Source organism: Haloarcula sp. H-GB4 (genome assembly GCF_030848575.1).
Taxonomy (GTDB): Archaea; Halobacteriota; Halobacteria; order Halobacteriales; family Haloarculaceae; genus Haloarcula.
This window is the reverse complement of record NZ_JAVDDX010000001.1, coordinates 129,311-155,773: the sequence shown is the minus strand read 5'-3', so window position 1 is coordinate 155,773 and position 26,463 is coordinate 129,311. Positions and strand designations below refer to the sequence as shown.

The following is a 26,463-nucleotide window of genomic DNA, read 5'->3' as shown; positions in this document are numbered from 1 at the left end:
GTTAGTCCTCGTCCATCAGGTCGATACCGATGGCTCGCTTGATCTGTTCACGCAGTCCGCCGCTCCCAGTGCCGCCGCCGAGCGTGACCATCACCGGCTCGACACTCGTCTCCGCGTCCTGTCTGACACCGCGTGAGAGATGCGACAGGTCGTCGTCGTGCATCACGACGATACCGACATCGTCGTCGTTGAGCATCTCCTCGACGACGTCGTCGAGCTGCTCGTCTTTCTCGTCGGAAGGCACGTCCGCGAATTTGCGGACGCCAGCTAGCCGAAAGCCCGTCGTGAACTCCGGGCTTCCGATGACAGCGATCTCCTGGCTCATAGTATCACCAGCTCCTGTTCGATTTCGTCGGGGCCGAGGCCGGCCTCACGACCGCGGGCGATAGCCCGGATGTTGTCGACCTCGCGTTCCTTGGCGAGGACATAGGACAGCACCGGACAGACCGACAGCGGGTAGCGGTTCGAGAGCCGGTCGGCGTATTCGAGTAGCGCCGCGTCCAGCGCCCGCTCGAAGTCGATGAGGTTGTCGGCCTCCTCAAGCGCCGACAGCGCCTGGTCAAGGTCGTCGCCGTACTTGCTCTCGCGGACGGCGCTGACCAGCTGATCGAGATTCGTCGACAGCTGTGCGACCTCCTGTGCGTCGAACAGCTGTCCACCCTCGATGAAGTATTCCGAGGGGTCAAGGTCCGCGCCACTGCGGGCCAGCCGGAGCGCATTCCGGAGGTTTCGGAAGTCGACTTCCGTCTCCAGGAACTCGACGTACAGCCCGGTCGGGCTGTCAATCTCCGGGTTGTCCGGAAGCCCCGACAGCAGTGTTTCGTAGAACGCGCGGTCGAGCGCGTTCTCCAGCGGCACGAGAACGCCGCTTTCCTCGTACACGTCGAACGCTTCGGCCAGCGATTCGCCGAAGATGGTGTCGTCGAGTTGTTCGACGACCTCCTCGATAGAGCCGGCGTTCAGCAAGTCCTCGATTCGCCGGTCAGTGAACTCGCCGGCCCGGATAAGGTCGTCCTCGACCTCGGTCCGCTCTGCGTCCGAGTAGAGCCCGCGGATGACCGTTTTGACGTTCCACACGTCGAATTTTCGCAGGTATCGGGCAATGTAATCGTACAGCGCGCCCTCAGACCAGCGAAGCAGGTCGTCGAAGTGTTTCGCAAGGTTGCGGTTCAGCGCGTACTCGACGAGGTCAACGCCATCGTACCGGGAGCCGAGCGCGTTCATCTCGGTCTCGTACTCCGTTTCCTCCATGAAGCGGGCGATTTCGCCCGTCCCCATGCGGACCAGCTTCCGATAGTCGTCATCGTCAAACAGGGATGCGCTGCGGGCACGAACCCGTGCGATGACGTACTCGTAGTTGCTTCCCTGGCCGCTCGTTCCCGTTCGCGAACTCATTGGTCTTCGAACAGGCGGTCGCTGATTGCTTTCAGGTTGTCCTCCCAGACATCCTCAAGGATGGAATCAAACGTGTTGTTCACACGAACTCGTGACTCGTTGCTCTCGACGACGACGCCGCCGAGGCAATCCCGCTCGCCGGCGTACGTCGCGCTGTCGTAGTCATCGAGTATATCCTCAAGAAGCGACTGGTCCGACGCACGGCCAGACACCGATAGCTCGTCGCTGTCGTCGAATTCATCGACAGCGGCGTCAAGCAGTGCGCGTGTCAGTTCCTCTCGTCGGTCCCCTTCGAGGGCCGCAAGCGCGTCCTCGACGTCGCCGTGAACGTCTTCGAGGATATCACGCCGGGCGTTAAGTCGAGCCTGTTTGGCCTCGAGCTTCGCAGAGGAGAGTCGCTGCTCTCGCTCCTGCTCGATGGTCCGCTCGACCTCGGTCTCGCGTTCCTCGCGGATCTGGTCGGCGTCAGCCTCGGCGTCGGCGATAATCTCCTCGGCACGTTCGTCGGCCGCGTCGCTAATCTCCTGAGCACGCGCGCGGGCCTCGTCGCGGATGTCCTCTACGACTGTTTGAAGGCTCATTATTGGAAAAAACGGAGTGTTGTTAGACGACGAAGACGACGACAAGCGCGAGAATGACGAGCGTTTCCGGCAGGACTGTCAGGATAAGCCCGCGGCCGAACATGCTCTCGTCTTCTGCGATTGCGCCGACGGCGGCGGCCCCGATCCCACGTTCCGCATACCCCGAGCCGAGCGCGGCGAGTCCGACTGCGAGTGCTGCGCCGGCTGAAGCCGGAATAGCTGGAGCACTGGCGGTACCTTCCTGCAGTACTGCGTTAACAAGGAGTGCGATGGTTTCGATCATGGATGTGTAGTCTCTGGAATTGCTCGTGTCCGAACAGGCGTATGTGAATCCACGTAGTTCATAAAGCTTCCCAAAACGGTTCGTCAGCGTGCTGTTCGGGCGGTTTAGGGTCTCAGCTGTGGTCGGTTGTGAGCGTGTAGCAGTCGACACCCGCGATGGAATTGGCAAAACCGGCAGTAAACAACGACGATTAGCCCGAAGAAAGCGGAAGCGCGCGATCAGTCCTCAGTCGTGTAGTTACGTTCGTAGCCGAACGGGTTGTACCGCTTCCCGCCGCCTTCAAAGAACTTGCCGAAGAACTCCACATACTCAAGTCGGACGCCTTGCAGTCCGGCACTGGTGATACCGAGCACCAACACAAGCAGGTGACCGATCACCAGAATGAGGACCCCGACCAGCGCAGCGGCGATCCCGGAGTGGATGAGCCCAGGGAACATGATCGCTTCCGCGCCGTATTCAGAGATTGCCCATTCAGGCCCGTGCCCGATGAGGAAATGGAACTCACCGTGGTGTGAGTAGGCTCCGAAGAACAGCAGGTTGACAACGAAAGCCATCCCTGCCTTGGCCAGCAGCACAGCGGCCAGTCGTGTGTACGACAGAACGTTCACCAGCACGTTGAGGAACTCGACGACCTCGATAGGGTCGGCGAGTGCCAGCAACACGAGGCCGGCGAAGAAGAGGATGAGCCACGCCGAGAACGGCGCACCCAGTCCCGGAATCGTGAAGAGGTTTATCGCTGGCAGTCCTGTGAAGCCCCACGCGTACGGATTCCCGGCGAAGACACCTGCCTCGGCAGTGTAGAGGAAGTCAGGCGCTGCGCCGTTTGCGCCGGAGAACACCCACGCCCAGAGGCCGAACAGCATCAGCAGCCAAGACCCGCTCTCGGTGACAGCGTCCCAGAGGCCGTGACTCAGGTTCTCGATGAAATCGAAGATCCAACCCGCGGCGAGATGAACTGTCCCGGCGAGCAGGCTCATCGTCAGCCAAGCCAGCGCATAGCCGGAGTAGGACGGCTGGAGCCCCTTGTGCATCGGCGGGTGACCGCCCCAGACGATTTCACCGAGCTGGTGGAGCCCGAAGACTTCGCCGTACAGCACACCGAACAGCGCGGTGAACCCACCAGCCCACATACCGACACCACCGAGGCTCTTCAACACGTCACTGTCGGCCTTCGAGTACAGCCCATAGCCCAGCGCTAGGTACAGCAGCCCGTAACCGAAGTCACCGATCATGAACCCGAAGAAGGCCGGGAACGTCAGGAAGAAAGCGACTGTCGGGTCGAACTCGCCGTACTTCGGTCGGTTGACGACTTCGACAAGATCCTCGAAGGGCCGGACACCGCTTGGGTTGTCCTGAATAACTGGTGGGGCGTCGTCACCCATCGTGATAACGCCGCCGTCAGCGACGGTTTCCTGCGGTTGGCTCTCACTCTCCGGCTCGGGGGCGTCGACGGAACTGCCGACGGGTTCACCGCCGTTGCCGCCTTCGCGCTCGACTTCTTCGTGAGACTCCGCGTGACCCTCGCTATCGTACTCGGCGATTTCGATTCGGTCGATGTCGACAGCATCGCCGACGGCGCTCGAAAGAGCCCGCTCGAACGCCTCGTAGCGCTCGTTCGGAATCCAGCCCTCAGCAATGAAGGCGTTTTCCGTCGTCGCGAAGGTGAGCGGCGCTTCGCCCTTCTGCGCCTCGATAGCCAGTTTCTCTTCGGCCGCGAGAAGAAAGCCAGCGTGGTCAAGGCGGAGTTCGTCGAGTTCGTCCTCAACGGTCGAGAGCTTCGATTCGAGCTGTTGTTTCTCGTGTTCGAGCTCTTCGAGATATGACGTCGGATCGCCGTCGCCCTCAGGCACTTCGAGCCGAGAGAACGTCGCCCCGACGAGTGCATCCTGCAAGGTGTCTTCGTCAGCCTGTGCGAACACAGCGGTGACGCCGTCCTCGGTGAACAGCTCGAACGTCCCGATGTCGCTCTCTGTAAGGACGGCTTCGATCTCGTCGCTGTCACCCTCGCCGACGACGACTGACAGCGAGTCGTAGCCACGGAGCAGGTCGAGGTCGATGCCTAGTGAGACGAACGGCGCCATCGTGTTGATCTGGTCCTCGACGGCCCGGAGTTCGTCCCGGACATCGTCGCGCCGGTCGTCGAGTTCGTTGACTGCTGTCCGAACCTCATCGAGTTGCTCCTCGATCGCCTCGTCGGTGACAACTCGGGTCGGGCCGGCGTCCTCCTCACTGACATCCAGAATGGACTGCAGCGAGCGAACCGTGACGAGCTTGTCCGAAACATCGTTGGTTCCGGCAAGCGAGTTGCCCGGCTCGAATCCGTCCCAAGAGCCATCATACTCGGTGACGTGGAGCATATCGAGGTCGTGGACGGCCTCAATAGTCTGCTCCATCGCGCGTTTCGACCCCGTCACCGAGACGCGGCACATCTTCTCAGGTCTGAGCATGCACCGCCTCCTCAAACAGGTCTGTGACGTATTCGACTACCTCGTCGATCTGTTCACTGGCCTGCTGTTCGAGGTCGTCGCGAGCGCTCTCACCGTCTTCGATGATCTGCTCGCGTTCGGCCTCGATCTCTTCGCGAGCCGCTTCGAGACGGCGCTCAGCAGCCGCCTCGGCCTCTTCCCGCGCGGATTCGCGGATCTCGTCGGCCTCCTCGCGAGCCTCCGCGATGCGGTCTTCGCGGTCTTGTTCGGCCTCTTCGACGATCTCGTCGGCCTCCTGCTCGGCCTCCTGTATCCTGTCAAGAACTTCTGGCCGTGGCATTCTCTAATCATGTGAGCGTTGCCAGAGCGGCTATTTGGTAGTTGCGAAGTTTCCCCGTGTGATACAGCGGCCGAAATCCGGGGAATTATGACCGCCAAGTCCTAAACTGAGAGTAATGGGAGTCCTCGAGAACAAAGCCCGCGCGCGGACGTTCTACAAGTATCTCTCGAAGGTGTACGACCAGATCAACCCCTTCATCTGGGACGAACGGATGCGCGACGAGGCAATCGCAATGCTCGACCTTTCGCCCGACGACAAGGTCCTTGATGTCGGCTGTGGCACCGGCTTCGCCACCGAGGGGCTGCTCGAACACGTGGATACGGTCTACGGGCTTGACCAGAGCCCCCACCAGCTCTCGAAAGCCTTCGAGAAGTTCGGGAAGTTCGGTGACGTACGCTACCACCTCGGTGACGCTGAACGACTCCCGTTCAAGGACGACAGCTTCGACGCGGTGTGGTCCTCGGGGTCTATTGAGTACTGGCCCAACCCCGTCAACGCGCTTGCTGAGTGCCGCCGACTGACCAAACCCGGTGGCAAGGTTCTCATCGTCGGCCCCGACTATCCGAACTCGACTGTCTTCCAGAAGATGGCCGACGCCATCATGCTGTTTTACGATGAGGAGGAGGCCGACCGGATGTTCACCGAGGCCGGATTTGAGGAGTTCGAACATCACATCCAACAGTCCCGGCCGGGCAGTCCGCGTGCGATTACAACGATTGCAGAAGTGCCCGAGTAATCCCTTCGGGTACGAGCAAAGCGAAATGGCTGCTTTTTCGCCCACGTTTTTGCGGGGAGCGGTGACCAAAGGTCATCCGAGCCGTAAAAAGGTGGTTTGATAGTCCCGACCGGGCATTCCACGTGCGATCACAACGATTGCAGAAGTGTCCGAATAACAGCGAGTCTCAACATTCCTGCGTCGCTACACCGACCCACGGACAGGCACTTGAACTCGTTCGCCGTCCTGTGTGGTCGCAGTGACGGTGTACTCTCCACGGGGTTCGACCGTCCAGAGGGCGCCGTCCGTCCCGGTCGTCCCGATCCGCTTGCCGTTTATCCTGACAGTTGCATCTGCCGTGGACCCCGTACTGTTGTCAATGACCGTGACGAGCAGTGGTCCGGACTCAAAGGACTGCTGGACTCGGACGCGAACTGACTGGTTCACGTTTGTCGCTACTTCCGACCGGTCGACCGTCGTCAGTTCGAGATGCTGGGTTTCGTAGAAAACGTTTGTCGTGCCCCCGTCGAGATACGCGGTTAGCCGTCCGTTCGGATGGTCGGCTTGGATCTGGTAGATAGCACTCCGACCGTACGTCTGGACAGACGGGTACTGCTCGCTATAGAGCCACGGGTAGAGCGTCTCAGCCCGCGTGTTGACCGCACCGAGAGAGTCGTTGGTCTGTGCGAACTGGTCGACTGCCGTCTGTTCGCGTTCCTGACCGAGATATGTCTCACGCGTGTACTGGCCGTCTGAGACCGTCGACAGCATATACCCCTCCAATGATGCCTCGACGTACACCGCATTCGGCTCAACCTTACCGGCGGTCTCATCACTGACACGCTGGCTTATCGGGCCGCGATATGTCTTGAGGACGCCCCTGTTGTTTTCCAGCCGGAAGCGCTGAGCCGGTGAGAGTGAGTAGTCTGGTGCAGTTCCGGCAGTCGCCCGAATCCGGTCCAGTCGGGTAGCCAGCTGGCGGGACTCGGCGTCGATCAGTGCCCGCTGTCGCAGGAACTCAGTGGCGGTTATTACACCGTTGGCGTATTGCTGGATGGCGGCCTGATTCCGTTGTTCCAGACTCGTTCGCTGGTTCTCGATATCGGTCAGTGTCTCGTCGACGAGGCGGTCGCGGGCAGCCTCGCTGTCCTGCTGGAAGAACTGTCGTTCAAACGTCGTCGTCGCGTAATCGCTCCGAAGGTCACTGGATCCAGCTGCAACCGCGACACCGACATCGATTGAGGATCGGTTGTACGTCGTCGACCTGACATCGCTGGCCGGGATGGTGAGATGGTTCGTCGTGTTGTCGACGGCCGTGATCTGTGGCAGCTGGTCGCTGCCCTCATCGGTCTGGGCTGGCGGGGCGAACCCGGTCACCGGGGCAGCCACGGAAACAACCATGAGGAGGATCACACCGACTGCGAGGAGGGGACGCATCAGCGATGCGTACTCACCCACCGTACAAAAATCTCCCCATTCTCCATACATCAATAATCGACTCAGAGGGCACGAGACCTTTCAAAGCGCCTGCTGACGTTTTATTCTCGGATAGAAAGGGTTTTGCCCCCAGAACGTTCATCGGTGAACGAGAATGACCCCGCGGGTTTCAGGTGCTCTCCTCCTCCTTGTCCTGTTTGCCCTGTTGGCGACCCCGCCGCTTGCGACAGCGGCGGCGACAGGTGGTGTTCCTGCCCAGCAGACGACCGGGACACCAGCACCGGTCGTGGAGAACACGACGTTTGCCCTCCAGCTACAGTCAAACGGCGACGCCAAGTGGACGATAACGGATACCTATGCGCTTGACGAAACCGAGACTGAATGGTTTAGAGACACCGGTGAGCAGTTCGCAGAGGGAGATGAGGCAGTGTGGCTGCCAGCGTTCCGGGAGGCAAAAGACGAGGCCAGTACGGTTACCGGGCGTGAGATGGAGATCACCGACGTCGACCGTCGGTACGAGGTGTCAGACCGCAAAGGGCAGCTGATCCTCGAGTTTACGTGGACGAACTTCGCGGTGGTTACCGACGAGAACATCGTCGTTGGAGATGCGTTCAATTCCACGGACGGCACGTGGTTTGGGACGCTGACTGCCGACCAGCGATTCGTCATCTCGCCGCCGCCGGGATACGGGGTCGAGAGTGCCCCGAGCGCCGTCAACGATGGCAAGCTCGTTTTCGAGGGGCAACGAACGTTCGAACCGGGATACCTCTCCGTCGTGTACACTGGGGAACAGCCGGACACCGGAACGCCAGCGGAGACCCCGGAGTCGATCTTCAGCGGCATCGATTCGGCCTGGATCGGTGGGGTCGTACTGATGGTGCTACTCGTCGGCGCCGTCGGCTACATGTTCAAAACGGGGTATTCTGACGCACTACCGTCGGTTGGAGCCGGGGACGACGACGGAGACGACAGCGCCGGGACGGCAGCGCGAACGAGCGATACCGCGGCCTCAGACGATGTCGATGCTGAACTCCTGAGTGACGAAGAACGCGTCGAACGGCTCCTCGAAGAGAACGGTGGACGGATGAAACAGGCCCGTATTGTCTCCGAGACTGGCTGGTCGAACGCGAAGGTGTCGCAGTTGCTCTCATCGATGGACGACGAGGGTCGCATTGACAAGCTCCGAATCGGTCGGGAGAACCTCATTTCGTTCCCGGATGAGGATATCACCGACTTCGACGAGTAACCGACGGGACGACCTGAGTGTAAACAAGCCGGGCGTGGTTTCTGGTTCGAAAACGTTTATTCGCTGTCCGGTCGGAGTTCGAGTATGAAAATCCTTGTCACGGTAAAGGAGGTGGCAGCCGTCGACGACGAGTTCGAGATCGACGGCCTCGCTATCGACGACCGGTACGTCACAGCCGACCTCAACGAGTGGGACGAGTACGCTGTCGAAGCGGCCGTTCAGATACAGGAGGCCCACGACGATGTCGAGGTCGTCACTGTCACCGTCGGCCCATCCGAGACGGATGAGACAATCCGGCAGGCACTGGCGAAAGGGGCCGACCGCGCGATCCGTGTCTGGGACGACGCACTCGACGACGCCGGCCTGCTGGACCCCGAGACGAAGGCCGAGGTGCTGGCCGCCGTCGCTGCCGAGGAAGACCCCGATCTTGTGCTGACCGGCGTCCAGTCAGCCGATGACGGGTTCGGGGCGACTGGTGTCACGCTGGCCGATAAGCTTGACATGGAGTGGGGCGCTGTCGTCAACGACCTCGACCTTGATCCGGAGGCAGGTGTTGCCAGCGTCCACCGGGAACTGGAAGGCGGCGTCGAGGAACTCACCGACATTGAGATTCCGGCCGTACTGACGATACAGACCGGGATCAACGACCCACGCTACGCGAGTCTTCGGGGTATCCGGCAGGCCCAGAGCAAGGAACTCGCGGAGTACGGTCTGACAGATATCGGTCTTGACGCGTCTGAAATCGAGAGTCCGCTCGAACAGACCTCGCTGTACGAGCCTGAGACCGAGGGCGAGGCGACGGTGTTCGAGGGGAGTCCCGAGGAGACGGCGACCGAGTTGGCCGAGCTGCTGGCGGAGAAGGGGGTGACCAACTAATGTCGGTCCTTGCTATCGCCGAACACCGGCGCGGGGAGCTCCGACCAGTGAGCTTGGAACAGTTAGCAGCCGGTCGCGATCTCGCCGACAAACTCGACTGCGAGCTACACACCGCCGTTATCGGCGGGGATGTCGAAGCGTTCGGGGCGAAGCTGAACCGCGAGGGCGTTGACACCGTCCACACTGTCGATATCGGCGAGGAGTTCAACCACGACGTGTACACGCAGGTTGTCACTCAGTTGACCACGGAACTGGATCCAACCGTTCTCCTGATGCCGAACAGCGTTAATGGGCTTGATTACGCGCCAGCAGTCGCAAACCGGCTAGACCGGCCGCTTGTGACCGACGTGGTTGACATCGACGCTGAGAACGGCCTCACCGCTACCAGAGAGCTGTACGGCTCAAAAGCCGAGACGACAATCGACGTCCACGCTGACCAAGCGGCCGTGACTATCCGCCCAGCTGAATGGCCGACAATCGAGACAGAGGGCGACGCCGCCATCGAGGCGTTCGACGCGAGCATCGACGAGAGCGCCGTCAAGTCTACGGTAAAGGGCTTCGAGGAAGTCGGCGGTGGCGATATCGACATCACCGACGCCGACGTGCTGGTGTCTGTCGGCCGCGGGATCGAGGAAGAAGAGAATCTGGATATCATTCACGACCTCGCTGAGGCGCTGGACGCAACGGTGTCGGGTTCGCGGCCGCTCATCGACAATGGCTGGCTGGCGAAGGACCGCCAAGTCGGCCAGAGCGGGAAAGTCGTCACCCCGGACGTGTACATCGCCATCGGTATCTCCGGGGCCGTACAGCACGTCGCCGGAATGAAGGGGTCAGATACGATCGTCGCTATCAACACCGATCCGAACGCGCCGATATTCGATATCGCCGACTACGGCATCCAGGACGACCTGTTCGAGGTCGTCCCGGCACTCATCGAGCAGTTCCAGTAGTCGCTACACACCGAATCGCGGGTGACAAGGTACTTTTTATGGTAGTCCTAAGGGAGCAGTAATGGAGTATCTCGAGCGCCGGCGCGACCGGGTCGAGGAGCGCCTAGAGGCGGTTCTCGACAGCGTGGAGCCGGAGGAACTCGCAGACGAAGTGCGTCACGTGGCGCTTTCCGGGGGGAAGCGGGTGCGGCCGACGGTGACAGTGCTGGTGTGTGAGGCGCTGGGTGGGGAGCCAGCGGACGCCGTTGATTTCGCAGTCGGCATCGAACTCGTTCACAACGCCTCGCTGGTCATCGACGACATCATCGACGAGTCAGAACTCCGGCGGGGGTCCCCGGCCGCCTGGGAGGCCTTCGGCCACGGCCCAGCCATTATCGCCTCCGACGGTCTGCTCGGCGAAGCGTTCAATCTCTTTTCCACGGACGAGCGTGCCATGCAGACCGTCTCCGAGTCGATGGTCGAACTGGGCGAGGGCGAGGCGATGGAACTGGTCGCGGAGCCCTCCAACGAGAAGGAGTACATGGAGTTGGCTCGCAGGAAAACCGGGGCGCTGTTCCGCGCTGCGGCGGAACTTGGAGCCATCGCCGCCGACTCGGACCCGTACACGGTCGAGGCAGTTGGCCAGTACGCTGAACGGGTCGGTGTAGCCTTCCAGATGCGCGACGACGTGCTCGATGCAACGGCAGACGCCGAAACGCTGGGCAAGCCGGCTGGGACCGACGCGGAGATGCAGCGACCATCGCTAGTGGAAGTGACGGAGCTGACAACCGAGGAGGCAAACGACCGAGCGCGGGCCGAATCCGACGCCGCCCTCGAGTCGCTGTCGACCATCGACGCCCCGGAGTCCCAGTCGATGGAGTACCTGCGCGACCTCGCGGAGTTCGTCGTTGTCCGCGAACGGTGAGGACCGATCCGAACGGGAGGGCTTTTGCCCGCTGCTCGATTACGCCCGGCAATGACAGTTATCGGTATCGTCGGGCTGCCGGGCAGCGGGAAAAGCGAGGCAGCGAACGTCGCCGCTGAGATGGACGTGCCGATCGTGACGATGGGCGACGTCATCCGCGAGGAGTGCCGTGACCGCGGGCTCAACCCCGCAACGGACCACGGGACGGTCGCGAAGGCACTCCGAGAGGAGAACGGGCCCGCCGCCATCGCCGAGCGCTCGCTACCGATGATCGAGGCGGAACTCGAATCGAACGACACCGTCCTCATCGACGGTATCCGGTCGGACGTAGAGGTCGAAGCGTTCGAATCGGCGTTCGGCGACACGTTCCTGCTCGTCGAGATAGACGCTCCGTTTGAACTGCGGGCCGACCGCCTCGACATCCGTGGACGGGACACCTCGGTGGAAGACGGTGGCGAATCGCTTGAGGACCGCGACGCTCGCGAACTCGGCTTCGGGATGGGCGAGGCCATGGAGATGGCCGACCTGACTATCGAGAACACGGAGACGCTGGCCGCGTTCCAGCGGACCGTTCGCACACTGATTCGGGATGGACCGGAGGTACTCGACCAATGAGCGCCGTCTACTCCGTCGACATCCGAATCGAAGCCCCCGTCAACGACACCGAAGTAACCGACCGGGTCGCCGACGCAGTCCGGAACCTCTTCCCGAAGGCTGACCCGACCCACCAGCAGGGCGCACTCGTCGCGGAGGTACACACGATGGACGGGTTCTCCGAGCTGCTCCACCGGCGAGAAATTCTGGACACAGCCCGGTCGGTCTTCTTCGACAATCTGGAGGGTGACACTTTCGCGTTCGACGTGAAAAAGCAGGCAGCGTTCGAGGGGCGAATCAATTTCGCGGTCGGTGACCCTTCAGAACTGGGCGACATCCATGTGAACGTGACCGTCAACGAACCGACCGCCGAGGAGTACATCGACTATGTCGCGCCGCCAACCGAGGACGGACAGCCGGTCTACGACGACAACACATGACGACGACCATCTGTTTCGACCTCGACGACACGGTCGTCCACTATCCGGAGCCGTACAAGAATATCATCCAGAGAACAGTCGAGGCCCACGGTATCGAGTATACGGACGAGGTCCGGGCCGTTAGCAAGGAGGCGTTCTACACGGCCTTCGAGGCGCTGGAGCCAAACCCGTACCGCCAGTCGATGGCCGCCGTCGTGGAGGCGGTCGGGGCGGACGTGGACCTCGACACGCTGGTCGAGACGCTCAGGGAGACCGAGTTCGCGTCGACGACCGTCCCCGAGGCGGCCCGGGACAGCCTGACCGCACTTGCCGCCGACAATCAGCTCGCAATTGTCACCAACGGTATCCGGGAATGGCAGGTCGCCAAGCTCGACCACCACGGGCTGACCGACCTGTTCGACCTCTTTGTTGCCTCCTACGAGGTCGGCGCGCACAAGCCCGACAGCGCTCCGTTCGACCGGGTCCGGGAGGAGCTTCCGGCCGACGAGTACGTGATGGTCGGCAACGAGTACGAAACCGATGTCGAGGGCGCACGCAACGCGGGCTTCGTGCCGATTCACTACGAGTCGGGCGACGGCGGCGGGCCAGACCTCTGGGATTCTATCGACGCGCTGGTGTAGCCTGCGTAACTGCCGGGACAGAACGCCACGGGTACTGGAAGCTGCCGACCGCCGGGGCTCAGGCCAGTACAGCCGTGAGGATGATGCCGGTGTTCCACGCCGTTACCGCAACGCCTAGTAGCGCCAGGCCGAGCGGGACGCCGATAGAATATGGCCAAGAAACGTACTTCCAGACGGCGAAAAAGCCTACAAACACCGTGGTTTTCAGGCCGGTCAGCACCAGCACCGCGTGCTCCTCCAGCAGTAGTTTGACCACGGGGCTGAGTTCAGTCACGCCGGTAATACTGTAGCCAACGAGTGTCGTGACGAGGTCACCGACACCAAAAAAAGCGACGGCGACCGCCCACAGGGCGACGGCGGTGTTCGATGGACCGGCAAATCGAGCGGGGTGCCGCCAGTTCATGTCTCCTGCTATCGCGCATTGGTACTTCGTTAGTAGTAGCTTCAATGACAACTACAGTGGTAAGCTGCTCTTTCGAGCGCTGCTAGCGCAGTGTTGCACTGGGCCGCGAGTCGGCAAAGACTGGCAGTGCAGCGGAGTGAACCCGTCCGAAGGAGCCGTGTACTACAGGTAACCTCCACCTTCTAGGCGGAACAGCCCACAAAGAGTGACGACTGCGCTGTCGCTGAGGGACTCGGACGAACTCAAAGTCCGCTCACGAATATCGCAAGCCACTCCCCGAGTTCGCGGCGCTTGCTGACTCGCACTGACTCGACCCACTTCACCCACTGGAAACCCCGACGACCAGGCGCGACAAGTCGGAGCGGGTAGCCGTGACCGTGGGCCAGACGCTCGCCGTCGACGTGGGTAGCCAGCACGGCATCGCGTGCCTCCGACAGCGGGAGGCTCCAGCGGTAGCCGGTCACCGACCGGAACTGGACCCACGCCGCCGCGTCGTCGGGGTCGGCGGCGTCGAGCAGGTCGCCGACGCGGACGCCCTGCCACTCGTGCCCGGAGTACCAGCCGCTCGTGCAGTCAAGCACCGCCGACTCGGTTGCGTCCGGGGAGAGGTCGCCGGCAGCGTAGCTGGTTGGGCTGGCGACGCGGCCAGCGACCGACAGCGACCAGTCGGCAGCGTCGACCGGGTCCGGGTCGTCGGCGACCCAGCTGGTGACGGGGAACCGGTTGCCGTCGTCGGTCCCCTCCTCACGTGACCCGGTGTACCGGCGGTCCGCGCCGGCTGTGTCGAGTGCGTCGTTGACCGGCCTCTGAACTCGCCAGATGAGCGCTCCCGCGGTCACCAAGCCAGCGTACCGGAGAACGTCCCGGCGGCCGCCGCGGGTGGCCTCCGCCGGCGAGTAGAGCCGGGCGCGGAGATGCACCAGTAACAATGGCGGGACCAGTAGGCCGAGCGCGACGTGGAGGTGAAACAGCCCCCACGGGCCGAGGTCGAGCGTACCGCCGAAGATCCACCAGACGCCGGTACTGAGCGCGCCCAGTGTGACGGCGGCCAGACCGACCGAGAGGAGACGGGTACCGGTCAGCCGCGACGGGGCGACGCGGTGGAAGACGCGGCGAAGCTTCACCGGCAACAGAAGCGTCAGCACCACGCCGGAGAGTGCGTGGAGGTCGATTATCCACGCACTGCTGGGGATGCCTGCGAAGATGGTGGCGACACCGGTGGCAAGCAGTGTCGCCACCGCCGCAAACAGCCCCCAGTCGACCGCCCGTGGCGTTGGCATCAGCCGGCGGATGGTCATGGGTACTGTTAGCACTGGATTGGTTTATACTGTCGTGGCGGCGTGACAGCATCAGTACGACTGTCGAAGAACCGTCTCGCCGCTGGCGTTCCGAACGATAACCGTGTCGCCGTCGTTGTTCCAGACTGCCCCGTTCCGGCCCCAGTACCGCGTCGTGTCAGTGTCGGTGCCGCTGCCGGTGTAGAGGGTCACTGAGCCGTTTGAATCGAGGGTCAAGTTCGCGAACGTATACTGGTGGCCCACGTCGTCGCTGACCGTCCACCCGGAGAGATCGAGCGGCGCATCGTTGGTGTTCGTGAGTGTGATGTACTCGTCGTTCAGGTTCTCGTTGTCGTTGCCTGCCGCATCGGGGTGGATTTCGGCAAGTGCGATGCCGCTGGCGCTCTCAGTCCCACCGTCGGGGATAGCCGTTCGAGTCACCGCACTCGGGTCCGTACAGCGCCAGAGGCCGCGCCGGTCGGAGCGGGCAGCCTCCTCGGCGGCGTAGAATAGTTCGGCTCGTTCGAATTCGCTGTCGTACACGCGCGCATGACCGGTTTCGACAAGCCGGTAGTTGAACAGCGTCTCGTCGTGGACAACGTAGGCCAGCAGCCGATCGTAGTAGCCGCGCCGGTTCAGATTCTGGTCGAACGCGAGTCCAACGGTCTCGCCGAGGAGCCGCTGTTTAGCGAGCGACGACGCGTTCGTGCCGGCCCCGCGGAGGCAAGACGCCCCATCGTCAGTTTCTGGGACGCCTTCGAATTCCGCGGGGTCGTTCTCGGTATGGACTTCGGGGGTATCGACGCCGACGAGTCGGACTGTGTCACCGGTGCCGTTCTCGTAGGCGACCTGTATTGTGTCACCGTCGACGACAGCAGTGACCGTCACGGTGACAGTTGCTTGTGGCACGTTGACACCAGACTGGTCGTCGACGGCGGTCCCCGCCGACTGCGATGGTGAGCCGGCGAAACCGCTACAGCCGGCAGCAACCACGAGAACGACGACGACAAAACCGAACACAGGCCATCGCATCAGATAGACGTTGGCGGCCGGCGACACAAGCATGCCGGTGTCGCTGGGCGGACTGTTATAGGTCTGCCATGTCTGGGTTTCGGTACAATGCTTGTCCCGCTGCCAGTCAGAGATATCATGCGGACACCGGTCAAAACCATCAGTCCCGACGCTCCGGTCATCGAAGCTGCCCGACGCCTCCGCGACGAGGACATCGGCTCACTCGTCGTCGAGGACGACGGCGGCTGCGTCGGTATCATCACGGAGAGCGATATCGTTGCTGTCACCGCGGCCGAAGGGGATACTAGAGCACTGACCGTCGGCGACGTGATGGCCGAGACACTGGTGACGGTCGCTCCCGACGCGGACATGCAAGCGGCCGTCGACCGACTGCGAACGAACAATATCAAGAAGCTGCCCGTCGTCGAGGAAGGGTCACTCGTCGGCATCGTCACGACGACTGACCTCTCGGACTACATCCCGCACCTCTCTCGGGCGATAGGGATGTCCAGCGACCAGCCCCAGCGAAAGCGGTTCACCCGGCCGGACACACTGTACGAGAACGAGGACTGGACGTTCGAGAGTTACGGGACTGCCGACGGTATCGACGTGGGTGACCACGTCGAGTTCAGCAAGACGATATCCAAGGCTGACGTGGAGGCCTTCGCCGAAGCGAGTGGCGACACGAACAGACTCCACCTCGATGCGACGTTCGCGGACGGCACGCGGTTCGGCCGCCGAATTGTTCACGGAACGCTCGTTTCCGGCATCATCAGTTCGGCTCTGGCGCGGCTCCCCGGGCTGACAATCTACCTCTCACAGGAGCTGAGCTATCAGGGGCCCGTCGATATCGACGAGGAGGTCACGGCCCGCTGTGAGGTCGTCGAACGCATTCAGGACAACCGGTTTCGGCTGGCCACGGCCGTCGATGATTCTGAGGGGAACTGCGTCATCGAGGGCGACGCCGTTGTCATCTCCGATCCGATTCCGGACACGGCATAGACCGACAGTCAGGCGCACCCTATCACATTCGACTATGGCTAGTCCGGGAGAACTCCAACCACGTTTCCTGTTTCGTGTTATCAAATAACAATTGTTAATAATCTGCTAGTAGATACATTCGGTATGGACGCTGTCGAACGGCCGACATTCGAAACGAGCGCGGCGATGGAGGTGTACCAGTACGTCGAACGACACGGGACGGCGGCACGGCATAGGGTCCGTGAGACGGTAGACCTCTCCCCCGAAGCGTTCGAGAAGGCCCTGACGCACCTTCTGTCGAAGGGGTACATCAAGGACGACGGTGGGACACTGACGCTAGCGCTCGATGTCGGCTCAGTCGAGGAACACACCACGGACGGGCTGACGTACACGATTCGACCGGCTCATAATGACGATTTCGAGGGGCTCGTCCAGACCATTCGGAACGTCTCAAGCGACGGGACGTACGTCGTCGCCGAGAGCGTCGCCGAGCAGTTGCTGTACGAAGATGCCGTTACACGGCACAACACAGTTGAATCAAGAGTTTTCTTCGTCGCGACAGTTGACGAGGCGGTCATCGGCTGGTGCCACCTCGACATCCCGCAGCTGGACAAGCTTCGCGAGACGGCCCAGCTCACTGTCGGTGTCAGAGAGGAACAGCGTGGCCAAGGCATCGGCAGCCAGCTCATGCAACGCGGGCTGGACTGGGCGAAAGCCAACGGCTACCGGAAGCTGTACAACAGCGTGCCAGCGATCACGGAGAACGCGATGGTGTTCCTCGAAGACCACGGCTGGCACACCGAGGGTATCCGTCGGAACCACTACACTGTCGACGGCGAGCAGGTCGACGAAGTGATGATGGCCTACACGTTCGACTGACGCCGGGCTACCGGCGTCTCACTACAGCAGGACGACCAGCGCCAGCGCAATCCAGACGATTTTCAGCCCCGTGTTGACGACAATAACTTTCGAGCCGAACTCCCGGCCCCAGATGCCGTACTGGAAGGGGATCGAGCGCTTGAACGTCGAGACGGCAAACGAGATGATTCCACCAACGAGCATCGTCGCCACGGCGGTTCGCGCGGAGAAGGTCCCGTTTCGGATGAGCGGTGCGATGACCGTCGCCCCCGAAGTCGTATCGAGCGCGTAGGCGGCGATAACGGGGATTGCCGCCCCGGGCAGGCCGAGCAGTCCGGCGAACCCGTCGGCGGCAGTCGTCACGGACGCCCCGTCGCTTCCGATGAGTGCCAGTAGTTCATCACTGTAGGCGAGCAGGAGTGAGACAACAGCGTAGATGGCCGCTAGCCGCGGCAGGATGTCGCGGACCTTCTCTCCCGTCGCGTCGAATGCTGTCCTGACGGCCGCTCGACGACTCTCCGGACGGTCGTCGAACACGTCGGATGCGTCGCCAGCGGTCCCACCGTCGGGGGCCGGGTCCGTATTTGCGCCGGACCGGCCGACGTTGGATGCGTCCAGCAGGACCGCGCCGGCAGCGATGCCAGTCAGCGTAATCGCCAGCGCGATGAGTCCCCGCGTCGCGACGTACAACACCCCAACCCGGAAGCCCAGTATGGGGATGAGTATCGGCGCGTAGAACGTGATAATGTGCTGGGCGAAACCGAAGAACGTGTTGATGGTGACGGCGATTATCGTCGCACGGTCTGACAGCACGCCAGACTCCCGGAAGTCGGCGAGCATCCCGTAGCCGGCGGTCGTCGACGCCGTCGTCGTCAGGATCGCGGTCCCAACCTCGTCCGGGAGGTTTGCCGGCGACGTGAGATACCGCGAAACCACGGCGATTTTCTCGACCAGTCCGAACGCGACCGCCAGTTCCGCGAGAAACACGCCAAACGAGAGGAAAAAGGTGATGCGGAGGACCCTGATAGCGACCTCTCCGAGGACAGCGACTGCCGGATGGCCAAGCACTGCGGCAACGAGCGACTGCACGCTGAAACGTACGGTCCTAGCCCGCAAATGCCCATCGATAGCGTCGGTCGATTTCAGGGAACCGCGCAGCGGTAGCCGTGTGGGACAGCAGATACCGAAGTGCCGACGCCGACCTCTCACACAAGCACGCGGACAGCACCGAACAGCACCACCACACCCAGCACGTCACAGACGTTCGTGACGACGGGGATAACCACGTCGTCGGGGTCCAGTTCGAACCGGTAGGCGGCGTAGGTTGTCACCGTCGTCACGACGATGGCCAGCACCGCCAGTAGACTCCCGCTGACGAGCGCGACCAGCACGACCGTCCGGAGCGGGAGTGCAGCACCGCCGATGACGGTCTGGAGGAGCCATGCGCCAGCGCCGACGAGCGGGAACAGCGTCACCGCAAGCGCAAGGGTAGCGATAGCATTGCCGGCCAACCGGTCGTCAGTCGGCGTGAACGACAGCAGGCCGAGGTGAAACGCCGTCGAGAACCGCGCCGCGAGGATGCTACCGAGGTTGCCAGCCATCCCGATTGTCACCGGGACGAGCACCAGCAACGACGGATACTGTAGCAGTGTTCCCTCGAAGGTATCGAGAACGAGGCCGCTCCCGAGTTCAATAGCGGTCAGCACGATCAGGATGGGGAACATCGTCCGGACGATGCCTGAAACCGACCACTGGGAGGCGAATTCCGCCATTCAGCCACCCCCCAGCGCGAGGACGAGGCGGGTCGCGCCCAGCAGCGTCGCAATGCCGACCACATCGCCCGTCGTCGTCACGACCGGGCCGGCCAGCGTATCCGGATTGAGGCCGCGGCGGTAGCCGACGAACACGACCGAGACGACGGCAATGGTCAACAACAGCCCTGAGACAAAGCCCGCGATGAGCGCAATGGCAATGAGAGTCGTGAGCGGGGCCGACGGTCGTCCGATCAGCGCGAGCAACACGGCGGCCATCACCGCGGCGACACCACTGATGAGTACCCCGTTCGCCAGTGCCGCCGCGACGGCAGCGTTGATGCGGTCGTCAGCAAAGGAAAACCTCGGTTCGATAAGCCCCTGATGGAGCGCCGACCCTAGGCGCGCGCCGAGTGAGCCGTAGACGTTCCCCCGAGTGGCAAGGAGTGCTGGCACGAGCACAAGCAGTCCGGCGACATCCTGTAACTCCGCATCCATGCCGCCAAGGACGACGCCCGCGAAGAGGCCGCCGACCGCACTGAGTGCCAGCACCGGGAGCGATTCCCGGTAGGCTTCGAGTGCCACCTCGCGGACAGTCATTGCAGGGCGAAGGACGGCGAGCGAAAAAAAGCCCCCTGATAGCGCTGGCGACGCCTCAGTCGGGAGTCGACTGTACTCTACCACGCCACGGTGGCGGCCCGACCGTCGTGTTCCCGACCCCAGTAAACCGAACTGTTCTGTTGATGGTGACCGGGTCGCCGCCGTCCGTGACCGTCGTGTACTCGGTCCGGTAGTATCGGATGAGGCCTGACTGCGTGACGTGGGCGACAAGCGTTGCGTTCTCCCGGCTCGTCCACGCTGTCGAAGTCGTGTTTTCCCGCAATCGGTCGCCCCTGATGACGTAGACGGGCCCATCTGACTGCTGGGACCGCAGGGTCCGGGTGTGGAACGGGGCAACGGTCTGAGTCACGTCGGCGGCAGGACGGCCGTTCAGCGCGGCGGTATGAACCCAGTACCGCCACGTTCCGGCGTAGCTGTCCGGCGGGTCGTACTCGTTGTAGATGGTCTGGTTGTCTCGCGCGAGTCGGCGGAGATACCTATCGCCATCGGACCAGAACGACGCAGTCGCCGGCGGTCGGCCAAGGAGCACCGGGGCCGCGTGGCCACGGACAGATATGTTAGCGAGGTGTGTCCGGTTCGCGTCCAGCGCGACGTGGACTCGAAGGTGGGACCGCAATGACCCGTTTGCATATCTGACGGTCCGGTTCATCGTCACCGTGTACCCGGTTCCGTTGAGACGGTTCCCGTGTGCAGCCCCAAGCAAGGATGGGCTAGTGACACCCGTTGGGCCGACACCAGTCGGATATGTGGTCGCAGAGTCGGTCGGTACCGGAGCAGGCGTCACCGGCGTCGCCAGGTCGTTGCCGCCGCTGAACCCGAACCCGCCACAGCCCGCGGTTACGACGATGGTGAGGACGAGTAGCTGCCGACACAGATACCTCGTCATATTCTAACAAACCAATCAGGTCAGAATAAGTCTACGGATCGCCATTTATCGGGGATATGTCGTTCTATAGATGTGAAATCGTTGATTAACCTACCGAAACTATTATGATATATACAGACACCGTATGGAACATGCCAACTAATGGCAGATCGGTCAACCGACGACAGTTGCTGAAGAGTACGGGCGTCGCAGGTGTGGCAGGGCTGACGGGACTGGCCGGTTGTTCCGGTGGTGACGGTGGCGATGGTGGTGGCGACGGCGGCGACGGTGGCGATGGCGGTGGCGACGGCGGTGATGACTACCCATCGCTCGGGAACTTCCCGGTTGAGGGCGACACAGTCACGTTCGGGTTCAACGTTCCACAATCCGGACCCTACTCCTCTGAGGGGCAGGACGAACTCCGGGCGTACGAACTTGCACAGAAGCATCTCAATAACGGGGGTGGCTGGGTGGACAGCTTCGAGGACCTCAGCGGCGACGGCGTCCTCGGGTACACGGTCGACTCGGTAAACGGTGACACGGCAACCGACGCCGACACCGCCCGACAGGCCGCCTCGCGGATGATAAACCGGGACGACGTGGTGATGATCTCGGGCGGCTCTTCCAGTGCAGTGGCCATCGCCGTGCAGGGTCTCTGTCAGTCGCAGAACGTGATGTTCATGGCCTGTCTGACCCACTCGAACGACACGACTGGGAAAGACTGCGCCCGGTACGGGTTCCGGGAGATGTTCAACGCGTACATGACCGGCCAGGCGCTCGCACCAGTGCTTGAAAGCGAGTACGGCTCGGACAACTCCTTCTACCAGCTGTACGCCGACTACTCCTGGGGCCAGACCCAGCAGGACTCGATGAACCAGTTCCTCTCGGAAATCGGGTGGGAAGAAGTCGACAGCGTGCCGACGCCGCTCGGGACCAGCGACTTCTCCTCGTATCTCTCGGAGGCCGCAAACAGCGGCGCGGACGTGCTTGTCCTGAACCACTACGGGCTGGACGGCGCGAACTCCGTCTCCCAGGCCGTCGATGCCGGTATCGACGAGGACATGGAACTCGTCGTCCCGCTGTACAACCGCCCGATGGCACAGGCCGCCGGTGGGTCCATCGAAGGCATCTACGGGACGATTGCCTGGGACTCCCAGATCGACAACGAGGCGTCGAACGCGTTCACGCAGGCGTTCCAGGACGAGTACGACCGCGTTCCGTCCGGACCGGCCCAGCTCGCCTACTCACAGACGCTCCAGTACGCGGCCGCCGCCGAACGAGCGGGCACGTTCTACCCGCCGGAGGTCATCCGCCAACTGGAGGACTACGAGTACAGCAACATCGGCATGGGTGAGGAGACGATGCGCGCCTGTGACCACCAGGCCCAGCGGGACATTCCGGTTGCCCAGGGGCTGCCAGAGAGCGAACAGTCAGACGGGAACTTCATCGACATTGTCGAGATCACCTCTCGAGACGACGTCGGATACGGGTGCGATTCCGGGCCGGCCGCGGAGTGCGAACTCGGCGAGTACGGCGACGAATAGGGCAGAATCCGGACAGGGGACCGTACCCCTCATGATTTATAGTGCATGAGGTTGCCTTACTTGATACACAAAAACTAGCATGATTAGGAATACGCAGATAGTACGAGCGGAGTGCAGTGGGGGGGATCCGACGTGACGCTACTCGCGGATATCCTCACCATCCTATTGAATGGGCTACAACAGGGCGCGATTTACGTCCTGCTCGCGGTTGGACTGTCGATTATCCTCGGGACGCTAAAATTCGTCAACTTCGCCCACGGGGCGCTGTACCTCGTCGGCGCGTATCTAGGGCTGTTCATAACTGGACAGGTCCCGTTGAACGACGGTCAGTTAGCGGAATGGGGCATCCAGTCATACGGTATCGGACTGGGGTTCGTTGCTGCACTGGTCATCGTTCCGATTGTCGTGTTCATTATCGGACTGCTGATGGAGCGGTTCATCGCACAGGCCTTTTACGACCGACCCGACACTGACCAGATTCTCGTGACATTCGGGCTCGCAATTATCGTCCAGGAACTGCTCCGGGCGCTGCTTGGCGGGAACAGCCAGCCGTTCCAACAGCCTTCGTGGGCATCCGGCCCTATCGCGCTGCCCGTTGTCGGAAACTTCCCGCGCTGGCGACTCGGCGTCATCGCGATTACCGCAGTCCTTGTCCTTGGCGTGTACGCACTCGTCGAGTACACTGACTTCGGCCTCATCGTTCAGGCTGGTACCCTCGACGGCGAGATGGTTCGACTGCTTGGGATCAAACTGAGCCGACCGTACCTCGTCGTCTTCGGCATTGGTGCCGCACTCGCCGGCGTGGCCGGCGTCGTCGGTGGCCCACTTGCTAACGTCAACCCCAACATCGGGACTGAACAGTTAGTTCCGGCGTTCCTGACCGTCGTCATCGGCGGCGTCGGGAAAATAGAGGGAGCCGTGGTAGCCGGGCTGATGCTCGGCACGCTGCAGGTTTTCCTCATTCAGACCGGCTACGCCGCCTGGAGCCAGGTCGGCATCTACGCGCTCGCAGCGCTAGTCCTGCTGGTGCGTCCGCAGGGGCTGCTGGGCTCGGAGGTGGATGTCTCGTGAGCGACGAACCACGCGACGCGACTGCGACGGCAGCGGCCGACGCAGATGCAGAGGTTACCGGTGGCCTCGCCGACCGATGGGCCAGCTTCCGCGACCGGGAGATATCGACGGTCCTGTTGACGGTCGTGGGTGTGGCCGTCTTCCCGTTCCTGTTCAACAATTTCCTCGACGGCTACACGCAGCTGGCGACGCTGATGCTCATCTACGGCATCTTCGCCGTCGGGTTCGACATCCTGCTGGGATACACCGGCCTGCTGTCGTTCGGTCACGCCGTCTTCTTCGGCGGTGCAGCCTACGCCGCCGGCATCTTCAGCGCGAGTGTCAGTAGCTCGCCGCTGCTGGTGTTGCTCGCCGGCACGGCGTTTGCCGTGTTGCTGGCGTGGGTCGTCGGCTTCCTGTCACTACGCCGCGGCGGGATTTACTTCGCCATCCTGACGCTGACGTTCGGCCAGATGTCGTTCTACCTGGCGGCTTCGCCGCTGGCCTTCCTCACCAACGGTGAAAACGGCTTCACCTCCGTGGACATCGGCAGCCTGCTGGGCGTTATCGACATCCACGGTGGGGTGCCGTTCCCGCTGACGATGCTGGTCGACGACATGTTGTATGTGTTCGTCGCCGTCGTGGCGGTGCTGTCAGTCGCAATGGCGAACCGTATCCTGCACTCGCCGTACGGAACCGTGTTCCGCGCTATTCGGGAGAACGAACGGCGGGCGGAGTTCGTCGGGCTGGATGTCTGGCGGTACAAGCTGATGGCGTTCATCATCTCGGCGGCCTTCGCTGGTATCGCCGGGAGCCTGTTCACCATCGAGGGGAACTACGTGCCCCTGCAGTCGCTGTACTGGACCGAGTCCGGTCGTATCGTCATCATGACTGTGCTCGGCGGTGTCGGCTCGCTGTTCGGGCCGCTGTTCGGCGCCGGACTGTACCTGTACATCGAGAATATTGTCAGCGGGTTCGAGACACTTGGCCCGTTCTGGCACCTCATCCTCGGCGTCGTGTTCGTCGTCGCCGTCGTCCTCTTCCCCAACGGAATCTGGGGCGGTATCGACTACGTTCGTGATATGGTCGTCGGAGGTGAGGACGAATGACGGTCCTCAAAACGGAACAGCTCACCAAGCAGTTTGGCGGCCTCACTGCCGTTGATGAGGTGAATCTGGAGATAGAACAGGGCGAGGGCGTGAGCCTCATCGGCCCCAACGGCGCGGGGAAATCGACGTTCATCAACCTCGTCACCAGACGGCTCGAACCGAGCTACGGGGAAATCGCGTTCCAAGGAGATTCAATCATCGGGATGGACCCACACGAGGTCGTCCAGCGGGGGATGAGCAAGTCCTTCCAGACAGCCTCTATCTTCCCTGAACTAACCGTCAAGGAGAACGCGACCATCGCGGCGCTGGCAGCCGAGCACGGCTCGTTCCGATTCAATTTCTTCCGGAATCAGAACAGCTACCCGGCGGTCGATGAACTGGCAAACGAAGTGCTCGAGTCGGTCGGCCTGTACGACGAGCGAGAGAACCAAGCCGATAGCCTCGACTACGGGAATAAGCGCCGGCTCGAGCTTGGCATCGCGCTGGCCGCCGAACCGGACATGCTGCTGATGGACGAGCCAACGGCGGGAATGTCGCCCGACGAGACGAAATCGACCGTCGACCTCATCAAACGCGTCAAGGAAGAACTCGATCTGACGTTCCTGCTGGTCGAACACGACATGGAGATCGTCTTCGACATTTCCGACCGCATCGTCGTCCTCAACCGTGGGTCAGTTATCGCGGAGGGGACGCCGACGGAGGTACAGAACGACCCTGCTGTGCAGGAAGCGTACCTGGGAGGTGTCGAGGAATGACGTTGCTCGACGTGGACAACATCAACGGCTACTACGGCGAGAGCCACATCATTCAGGACGTGTCGATGAGCGTCGACGACGGCGAAATCACGGCCCTGCTGGGCCGTAACGGCGCGGGGAAAACCTCGACACTCCGATGTATCTCCGGAGCGACGCCGCCCGATGTCCGGAGCGGTACGATCCAGTTCGACGGGACGGACATCACCAGCGACCCGCCGGAGGACATCGCCGTCCGCGGTATCTCACTGGTTCCGGAGGAACGGCGCGTGTTCACTGACCTGACCGTTGCCGAGAACCTCCACCTCGCGGACACCGTCCGCAACAAGTCGAACACCTGGCGACGGAAGCTCGATTTCCGCGACGAAGGGATGTCGGCGGCGGAGATTTACGAGTACTTCCCGAGACTCGACGAACGGCGGTCACAGAAGGCCGGCACGCTCTCCGGAGGCGAACAGCAGATGCTCGCCATCGCCCGCGCGCTCCACCAGAGCACCGACCTGTTGATGCTCGACGAGCCATACGAGGGGCTGGCACCACAGATCATCGAGTCGGTCGAGAACGCCATCGAACGCATCAGCGAAGACGGGACGACGATACTACTGGTCGAGCAAAACGCTGTCGCGGCAATGAAAATCGCCGACCGGTGTTACGTGCTGGACCGTGGACAGGTGGTCTTCGAGGGGCCCGCCGAGGAACTGCAGAACGACCAAGAGACCCGCGACAAGTACCTAGGTGTCTGAATGTCGGAAACTCAATCTCCCGAAGCGCTACTCGACGCACTGGAGTCGGAAGGTGTCGTCGTCATCGACGAGGAAACGGACGAAGTCAGCACGACAGAAGCGTTCGAGGCCGACCGCGAGGTGTACTACGACACCTACGTGACGATGGGCGACACGGAGTTCCACGAGTCCGTCGCCGACGTGTTCGGCCTCGATTCGGCCGCCGAAGCAGCCGAGCGGGTCGACGAACTCGACGTATCGCGCGAGGAGTTCGCCACGTTCCTGACCCTGCGGTCGAACGTCGACGACGCCTACACCATCGTGGAACTGACGACGATGGCACAGATGGCGACCGAACTGGGGCCGGAGACGCCGGTACCCGAGAGAGTTGAACACCTCGACGACGACAGCTACGAGGCGTTCGTCGACACCCACGACCGGTGTGTCGTGACCGTGTGGAAGCTGTTCTGTGACCCCTGCGAAGCGATGAAAGCGGAGTTAGACGACGTTCTGGCCGCGTTCCCGGACGGCGTGCCGGTCGGCGGCGTCGCCGGCGAGCGCTCCCCGGAGTTTTGTCAGTCGGTCGGGGTCAACGCAGCGCCCGCCGTCGTGCTGTTCGAGGACGGCGAGCCCGTCGAGCGGATCACCGGGCGGACGGACCCGTCGCCGCTCGCTGACCGAGTCGAAGAAGTGTACGGCGTCTGACTGCGGC

Annotated in this window: 30 protein-coding genes; 16 read left to right on the top strand and 14 right to left on the bottom strand. The window is 62.2% G+C overall.

Annotation, left to right across the window (positions count from 1 at the left end; all coding sequences use genetic code 11):
• Position 1: 1 nt before the first annotated feature.
• The 6 genes from RBH20_RS00830 to ahaH form a co-directional block, all read right to left on the bottom strand.
• Positions 2-325 (bottom strand): V-type ATP synthase subunit F, encoded by a 324-nt coding sequence (locus RBH20_RS00830; RefSeq protein ID WP_306704558.1) that lies wholly within the window; start codon positions 323-325, stop codon positions 2-4.
• Complete coding sequence (locus RBH20_RS00825) at positions 322-1,395, bottom strand: V-type ATP synthase subunit C (RefSeq protein ID WP_306704556.1); 1,074 nt, start codon at positions 1,393-1,395, stop codon at positions 322-324. Before RBH20_RS00825 ends, RBH20_RS00830 begins: the two co-directional genes overlap by 4 nt.
• Complete coding sequence (locus RBH20_RS00820) at positions 1,392-1,976, bottom strand: V-type ATP synthase subunit E (protein WP_306704555.1); 585 nt, start codon at positions 1,974-1,976, stop codon at positions 1,392-1,394. Before RBH20_RS00820 ends, RBH20_RS00825 begins: the two co-directional genes overlap by 4 nt.
• Before the next feature lie 22 nt (positions 1,977-1,998).
• Positions 1,999-2,259 (bottom strand): F0F1 ATP synthase subunit C, encoded by a 261-nt coding sequence (locus tag RBH20_RS00815; protein WP_004518385.1) that lies wholly within the window; start codon positions 2,257-2,259, stop codon positions 1,999-2,001.
• A 218-nt stretch (positions 2,260-2,477) separates the two neighbouring features.
• Positions 2,478-4,706 carry a V-type ATP synthase subunit I gene (locus RBH20_RS00810; protein ID WP_306704551.1) on the bottom strand — a complete coding sequence of 743 codons (2,229 nt, stop codon included), beginning with the start codon at positions 4,704-4,706 and terminating at the stop codon, positions 2,478-2,480.
• Complete coding sequence (gene ahaH, locus RBH20_RS00805; RefSeq protein ID WP_306704549.1) at positions 4,693-5,025, bottom strand: ATP synthase archaeal subunit H; 333 nt, start codon at positions 5,023-5,025, stop codon at positions 4,693-4,695. Before ahaH ends, RBH20_RS00810 begins: the two co-directional genes overlap by 14 nt.
• 115 nt (positions 5,026-5,140) lie before the next feature.
• Here ahaH and RBH20_RS00800 point away from each other — a divergent pair, with 115 nt between their 5' ends.
• Complete coding sequence (locus tag RBH20_RS00800) at positions 5,141-5,761, top strand: methyltransferase domain-containing protein (protein WP_306704547.1); 621 nt, start codon at positions 5,141-5,143, stop codon at positions 5,759-5,761.
• A 183-nt stretch (positions 5,762-5,944) separates the two neighbouring features.
• Here the strand turns inward: RBH20_RS00800 and RBH20_RS00795 are convergent, their stop codons facing one another.
• Complete coding sequence (locus RBH20_RS00795; protein ID WP_306704545.1) at positions 5,945-7,177, bottom strand: hypothetical protein; 1,233 nt, start codon at positions 7,175-7,177, stop codon at positions 5,945-5,947.
• A gap of 154 nt (positions 7,178-7,331) precedes the next feature.
• Here RBH20_RS00795 and RBH20_RS00790 point away from each other — a divergent pair, with 154 nt between their 5' ends.
• The 7 genes from RBH20_RS00790 to RBH20_RS00760 all read left to right on the top strand — a co-directional run bounded on the left by RBH20_RS00790 (position 7,332) and on the right by RBH20_RS00760 (position 12,807).
• Positions 7,332-8,423 carry a hypothetical protein gene (locus RBH20_RS00790; RefSeq protein WP_306704543.1) on the top strand — a complete coding sequence of 364 codons (1,092 nt, stop codon included), beginning with the start codon at positions 7,332-7,334 and terminating at the stop codon, positions 8,421-8,423.
• An 84-nt stretch (positions 8,424-8,507) separates the two neighbouring features.
• Positions 8,508-9,299 carry an electron transfer flavoprotein subunit beta/FixA family protein gene (locus RBH20_RS00785; protein ID WP_306704541.1) on the top strand — a complete coding sequence of 264 codons (792 nt, stop codon included), beginning with the start codon at positions 8,508-8,510 and terminating at the stop codon, positions 9,297-9,299.
• A complete protein-coding gene (locus RBH20_RS00780; protein ID WP_306704539.1) occupies positions 9,299-10,249 on the top strand; it encodes an electron transfer flavoprotein subunit alpha/FixB family protein in 951 nt (316 codons plus the stop codon). Before RBH20_RS00785 ends, RBH20_RS00780 begins: the two co-directional genes overlap by 1 nt.
• A 61-nt stretch (positions 10,250-10,310) precedes the next feature.
• Positions 10,311-11,153: a polyprenyl synthetase family protein gene (locus RBH20_RS00775; RefSeq protein ID WP_306704537.1), complete on the top strand. Its 843-nt coding sequence runs from the start codon at positions 10,311-10,313 to the stop codon at positions 11,151-11,153.
• Between the two features lie 51 nt (positions 11,154-11,204).
• A complete protein-coding gene (locus tag RBH20_RS00770) occupies positions 11,205-11,768 on the top strand; it encodes an AAA family ATPase (protein WP_306704535.1) in 564 nt (187 codons plus the stop codon).
• Positions 11,765-12,187, top strand: a complete 423-nt coding sequence (locus RBH20_RS00765) for an RNA-binding domain-containing protein (protein ID WP_306704533.1) — start codon at positions 11,765-11,767, stop codon at positions 12,185-12,187. The genes RBH20_RS00770 and RBH20_RS00765 overlap by 4 nt, the downstream gene beginning before the upstream one ends.
• Positions 12,184-12,807 carry an HAD family hydrolase gene (locus RBH20_RS00760; protein WP_306704531.1) on the top strand — a complete coding sequence of 208 codons (624 nt, stop codon included), beginning with the start codon at positions 12,184-12,186 and terminating at the stop codon, positions 12,805-12,807. Before RBH20_RS00765 ends, RBH20_RS00760 begins: the two co-directional genes overlap by 4 nt.
• Positions 12,808-12,865: 58 nt before the next feature.
• Here the strand turns inward: RBH20_RS00760 and RBH20_RS00755 are convergent, their stop codons facing one another.
• The 3 genes from RBH20_RS00755 to RBH20_RS00745 all read right to left on the bottom strand — a co-directional run bounded on the left by RBH20_RS00755 (position 12,866) and on the right by RBH20_RS00745 (position 15,519).
• Positions 12,866-13,210, bottom strand: coding sequence for a hypothetical protein (locus RBH20_RS00755; protein ID WP_306704529.1), 345 nt, complete (start codon positions 13,208-13,210; stop codon positions 12,866-12,868).
• A 242-nt stretch (positions 13,211-13,452) separates the two neighbouring features.
• Complete coding sequence (locus tag RBH20_RS00750; RefSeq protein WP_306704527.1) at positions 13,453-14,508, bottom strand: molybdopterin-dependent oxidoreductase; 1,056 nt, start codon at positions 14,506-14,508, stop codon at positions 13,453-13,455.
• A 51-nt stretch (positions 14,509-14,559) separates the two neighbouring features.
• The gene (locus RBH20_RS00745) at positions 14,560-15,519 is read right to left on the bottom strand and encodes a lamin tail domain-containing protein (protein WP_306707424.1); all 960 of its coding nucleotides are present in this window, start codon (positions 15,517-15,519) and stop codon (positions 14,560-14,562) included.
• An 87-nt stretch (positions 15,520-15,606) separates the two neighbouring features.
• On the opposite strand from RBH20_RS00745, the gene RBH20_RS00740 reads away from it, so the two are divergent.
• Both RBH20_RS00740 and RBH20_RS00735 read left to right on the top strand, forming a co-directional pair.
• On the top strand, positions 15,607-16,500 hold the full coding sequence (locus tag RBH20_RS00740) for a CBS domain-containing protein (RefSeq protein WP_306704525.1): 894 nt from the start codon (positions 15,607-15,609) through the stop codon (positions 16,498-16,500).
• 123 nt (positions 16,501-16,623) lie between these two features.
• Positions 16,624-17,358 carry a GNAT family N-acetyltransferase gene (locus RBH20_RS00735; RefSeq protein WP_306704523.1) on the top strand — a complete coding sequence of 245 codons (735 nt, stop codon included), beginning with the start codon at positions 16,624-16,626 and terminating at the stop codon, positions 17,356-17,358.
• 21 nt (positions 17,359-17,379) lie between these two features.
• On the opposite strand, the gene RBH20_RS00730 is transcribed toward RBH20_RS00735, so the two are convergent.
• The 4 genes from RBH20_RS00730 to RBH20_RS00715 form a co-directional block, all read right to left on the bottom strand.
• Positions 17,380-18,426, bottom strand: a complete 1,047-nt coding sequence (locus tag RBH20_RS00730; RefSeq protein ID WP_306704521.1) for a nucleoside recognition protein — start codon at positions 18,424-18,426, stop codon at positions 17,380-17,382.
• Between the two features lie 116 nt (positions 18,427-18,542).
• Positions 18,543-19,109 carry a magnesium transporter gene (locus tag RBH20_RS00725; RefSeq protein WP_306704519.1) on the bottom strand — a complete coding sequence of 189 codons (567 nt, stop codon included), beginning with the start codon at positions 19,107-19,109 and terminating at the stop codon, positions 18,543-18,545.
• On the bottom strand, positions 19,110-19,688 hold the full coding sequence (locus RBH20_RS00720) for a magnesium transporter (RefSeq protein ID WP_306704516.1): 579 nt from the start codon (positions 19,686-19,688) through the stop codon (positions 19,110-19,112).
• Positions 19,689-19,743: 55 nt separating this feature from the next.
• On the bottom strand, positions 19,744-20,595 hold the full coding sequence (locus tag RBH20_RS00715) for a hypothetical protein (RefSeq protein ID WP_306704514.1): 852 nt from the start codon (positions 20,593-20,595) through the stop codon (positions 19,744-19,746).
• A 131-nt stretch (positions 20,596-20,726) separates the two neighbouring features.
• On the opposite strand from RBH20_RS00715, the gene RBH20_RS00710 reads away from it, so the two are divergent.
• From RBH20_RS00710 to RBH20_RS00685, 6 genes are all read left to right on the top strand, one after another.
• Positions 20,727-22,118: a substrate-binding protein gene (locus tag RBH20_RS00710; protein ID WP_306704513.1), complete on the top strand. Its 1,392-nt coding sequence runs from the start codon at positions 20,727-20,729 to the stop codon at positions 22,116-22,118.
• A 132-nt stretch (positions 22,119-22,250) separates the two neighbouring features.
• A complete protein-coding gene (locus RBH20_RS00705; protein WP_306704511.1) occupies positions 22,251-23,189 on the top strand; it encodes a branched-chain amino acid ABC transporter permease in 939 nt (312 codons plus the stop codon).
• Positions 23,186-24,277 (top strand): branched-chain amino acid ABC transporter permease, encoded by a 1,092-nt coding sequence (locus tag RBH20_RS00700; RefSeq protein WP_306704509.1) that lies wholly within the window; start codon positions 23,186-23,188, stop codon positions 24,275-24,277. The genes RBH20_RS00705 and RBH20_RS00700 overlap by 4 nt, the downstream gene beginning before the upstream one ends.
• Complete coding sequence (locus RBH20_RS00695; RefSeq protein ID WP_306704506.1) at positions 24,274-25,032, top strand: ABC transporter ATP-binding protein; 759 nt, start codon at positions 24,274-24,276, stop codon at positions 25,030-25,032. Before RBH20_RS00700 ends, RBH20_RS00695 begins: the two co-directional genes overlap by 4 nt.
• Positions 25,029-25,772, top strand: a complete 744-nt coding sequence (locus RBH20_RS00690; protein WP_306704504.1) for an ABC transporter ATP-binding protein — start codon at positions 25,029-25,031, stop codon at positions 25,770-25,772. The genes RBH20_RS00695 and RBH20_RS00690 overlap by 4 nt, the downstream gene beginning before the upstream one ends.
• Entirely contained in the window at positions 25,773-26,456 is a 684-nt protein-coding gene (locus tag RBH20_RS00685; RefSeq protein ID WP_306704502.1) for a co-chaperone YbbN, read from the top strand. It abuts the gene before it with no gap.
• Positions 26,457-26,463: the final 7 nt, after the last annotated feature.

Excerpts from the sequence above, each read along its gene's own strand:
- RBH20_RS00830 (WP_306704558.1), bottom strand. The coding sequence starts at position 325 with ATGAGCCAGGAGATCGCTGTCATCGGAAGCCCGGAGTTCACGACGGGC.
- RBH20_RS00825 (WP_306704556.1), bottom strand. The coding sequence starts at position 1,395 with ATGAGTTCGCGAACGGGAACGAGCGGCCAGGGAAGCAACTACGAGTAC.
- RBH20_RS00820 (WP_306704555.1), bottom strand. The coding sequence starts at position 1,976 with ATGAGCCTTCAAACAGTCGTAGAGGACATCCGCGACGAGGCCCGCGCG.
- RBH20_RS00815 (WP_004518385.1), bottom strand. The coding sequence starts at position 2,259 with ATGATCGAAACCATCGCACTCCTTGTTAACGCAGTACTGCAGGAAGGT.
- RBH20_RS00810 (WP_306704551.1), bottom strand. The coding sequence starts at position 4,706 with ATGCTCAGACCTGAGAAGATGTGCCGCGTCTCGGTGACGGGGTCGAAA.
- ahaH (WP_306704549.1), bottom strand. The coding sequence starts at position 5,025 with ATGCCACGGCCAGAAGTTCTTGACAGGATACAGGAGGCCGAGCAGGAG.
- RBH20_RS00800 (WP_306704547.1), top strand. The coding sequence starts at position 5,141 with ATGGGAGTCCTCGAGAACAAAGCCCGCGCGCGGACGTTCTACAAGTAT.
- RBH20_RS00795 (WP_306704545.1), bottom strand. The coding sequence starts at position 7,177 with ATGCGTCCCCTCCTCGCAGTCGGTGTGATCCTCCTCATGGTTGTTTCC.
- RBH20_RS00790 (WP_306704543.1), top strand. The coding sequence starts at position 7,332 with ATGACCCCGCGGGTTTCAGGTGCTCTCCTCCTCCTTGTCCTGTTTGCC.
- RBH20_RS00785 (WP_306704541.1), top strand. The coding sequence starts at position 8,508 with ATGAAAATCCTTGTCACGGTAAAGGAGGTGGCAGCCGTCGACGACGAG.
- RBH20_RS00780 (WP_306704539.1), top strand. The coding sequence starts at position 9,299 with ATGTCGGTCCTTGCTATCGCCGAACACCGGCGCGGGGAGCTCCGACCA.
- RBH20_RS00775 (WP_306704537.1), top strand. The coding sequence starts at position 10,311 with ATGGAGTATCTCGAGCGCCGGCGCGACCGGGTCGAGGAGCGCCTAGAG.
- RBH20_RS00770 (WP_306704535.1), top strand. The coding sequence starts at position 11,205 with ATGACAGTTATCGGTATCGTCGGGCTGCCGGGCAGCGGGAAAAGCGAG.
- RBH20_RS00765 (WP_306704533.1), top strand. The coding sequence starts at position 11,765 with ATGAGCGCCGTCTACTCCGTCGACATCCGAATCGAAGCCCCCGTCAAC.
- RBH20_RS00760 (WP_306704531.1), top strand. The coding sequence starts at position 12,184 with ATGACGACGACCATCTGTTTCGACCTCGACGACACGGTCGTCCACTAT.
- RBH20_RS00755 (WP_306704529.1), bottom strand. The coding sequence starts at position 13,210 with ATGAACTGGCGGCACCCCGCTCGATTTGCCGGTCCATCGAACACCGCC.
- RBH20_RS00750 (WP_306704527.1), bottom strand. The coding sequence starts at position 14,508 with ATGACCATCCGCCGGCTGATGCCAACGCCACGGGCGGTCGACTGGGGG.
- RBH20_RS00745 (WP_306707424.1), bottom strand. The coding sequence starts at position 15,519 with ATGCGATGGCCTGTGTTCGGTTTTGTCGTCGTCGTTCTCGTGGTTGCT.
- RBH20_RS00740 (WP_306704525.1), top strand. The coding sequence starts at position 15,607 with ATGCTTGTCCCGCTGCCAGTCAGAGATATCATGCGGACACCGGTCAAA.
- RBH20_RS00735 (WP_306704523.1), top strand. The coding sequence starts at position 16,624 with ATGGACGCTGTCGAACGGCCGACATTCGAAACGAGCGCGGCGATGGAG.
- RBH20_RS00725 (WP_306704519.1), bottom strand. The coding sequence starts at position 19,109 with ATGGCGGAATTCGCCTCCCAGTGGTCGGTTTCAGGCATCGTCCGGACG.
- RBH20_RS00720 (WP_306704516.1), bottom strand. The coding sequence starts at position 19,688 with ATGACTGTCCGCGAGGTGGCACTCGAAGCCTACCGGGAATCGCTCCCG.
- RBH20_RS00715 (WP_306704514.1), bottom strand. The coding sequence starts at position 20,595 with ATGACGAGGTATCTGTGTCGGCAGCTACTCGTCCTCACCATCGTCGTA.
- RBH20_RS00710 (WP_306704513.1), top strand. The coding sequence starts at position 20,727 with ATGCCAACTAATGGCAGATCGGTCAACCGACGACAGTTGCTGAAGAGT.
- RBH20_RS00695 (WP_306704506.1), top strand. The coding sequence starts at position 24,274 with ATGACGGTCCTCAAAACGGAACAGCTCACCAAGCAGTTTGGCGGCCTC.
- RBH20_RS00690 (WP_306704504.1), top strand. The coding sequence starts at position 25,029 with ATGACGTTGCTCGACGTGGACAACATCAACGGCTACTACGGCGAGAGC.
- RBH20_RS00685 (WP_306704502.1), top strand. The coding sequence starts at position 25,773 with ATGTCGGAAACTCAATCTCCCGAAGCGCTACTCGACGCACTGGAGTCG.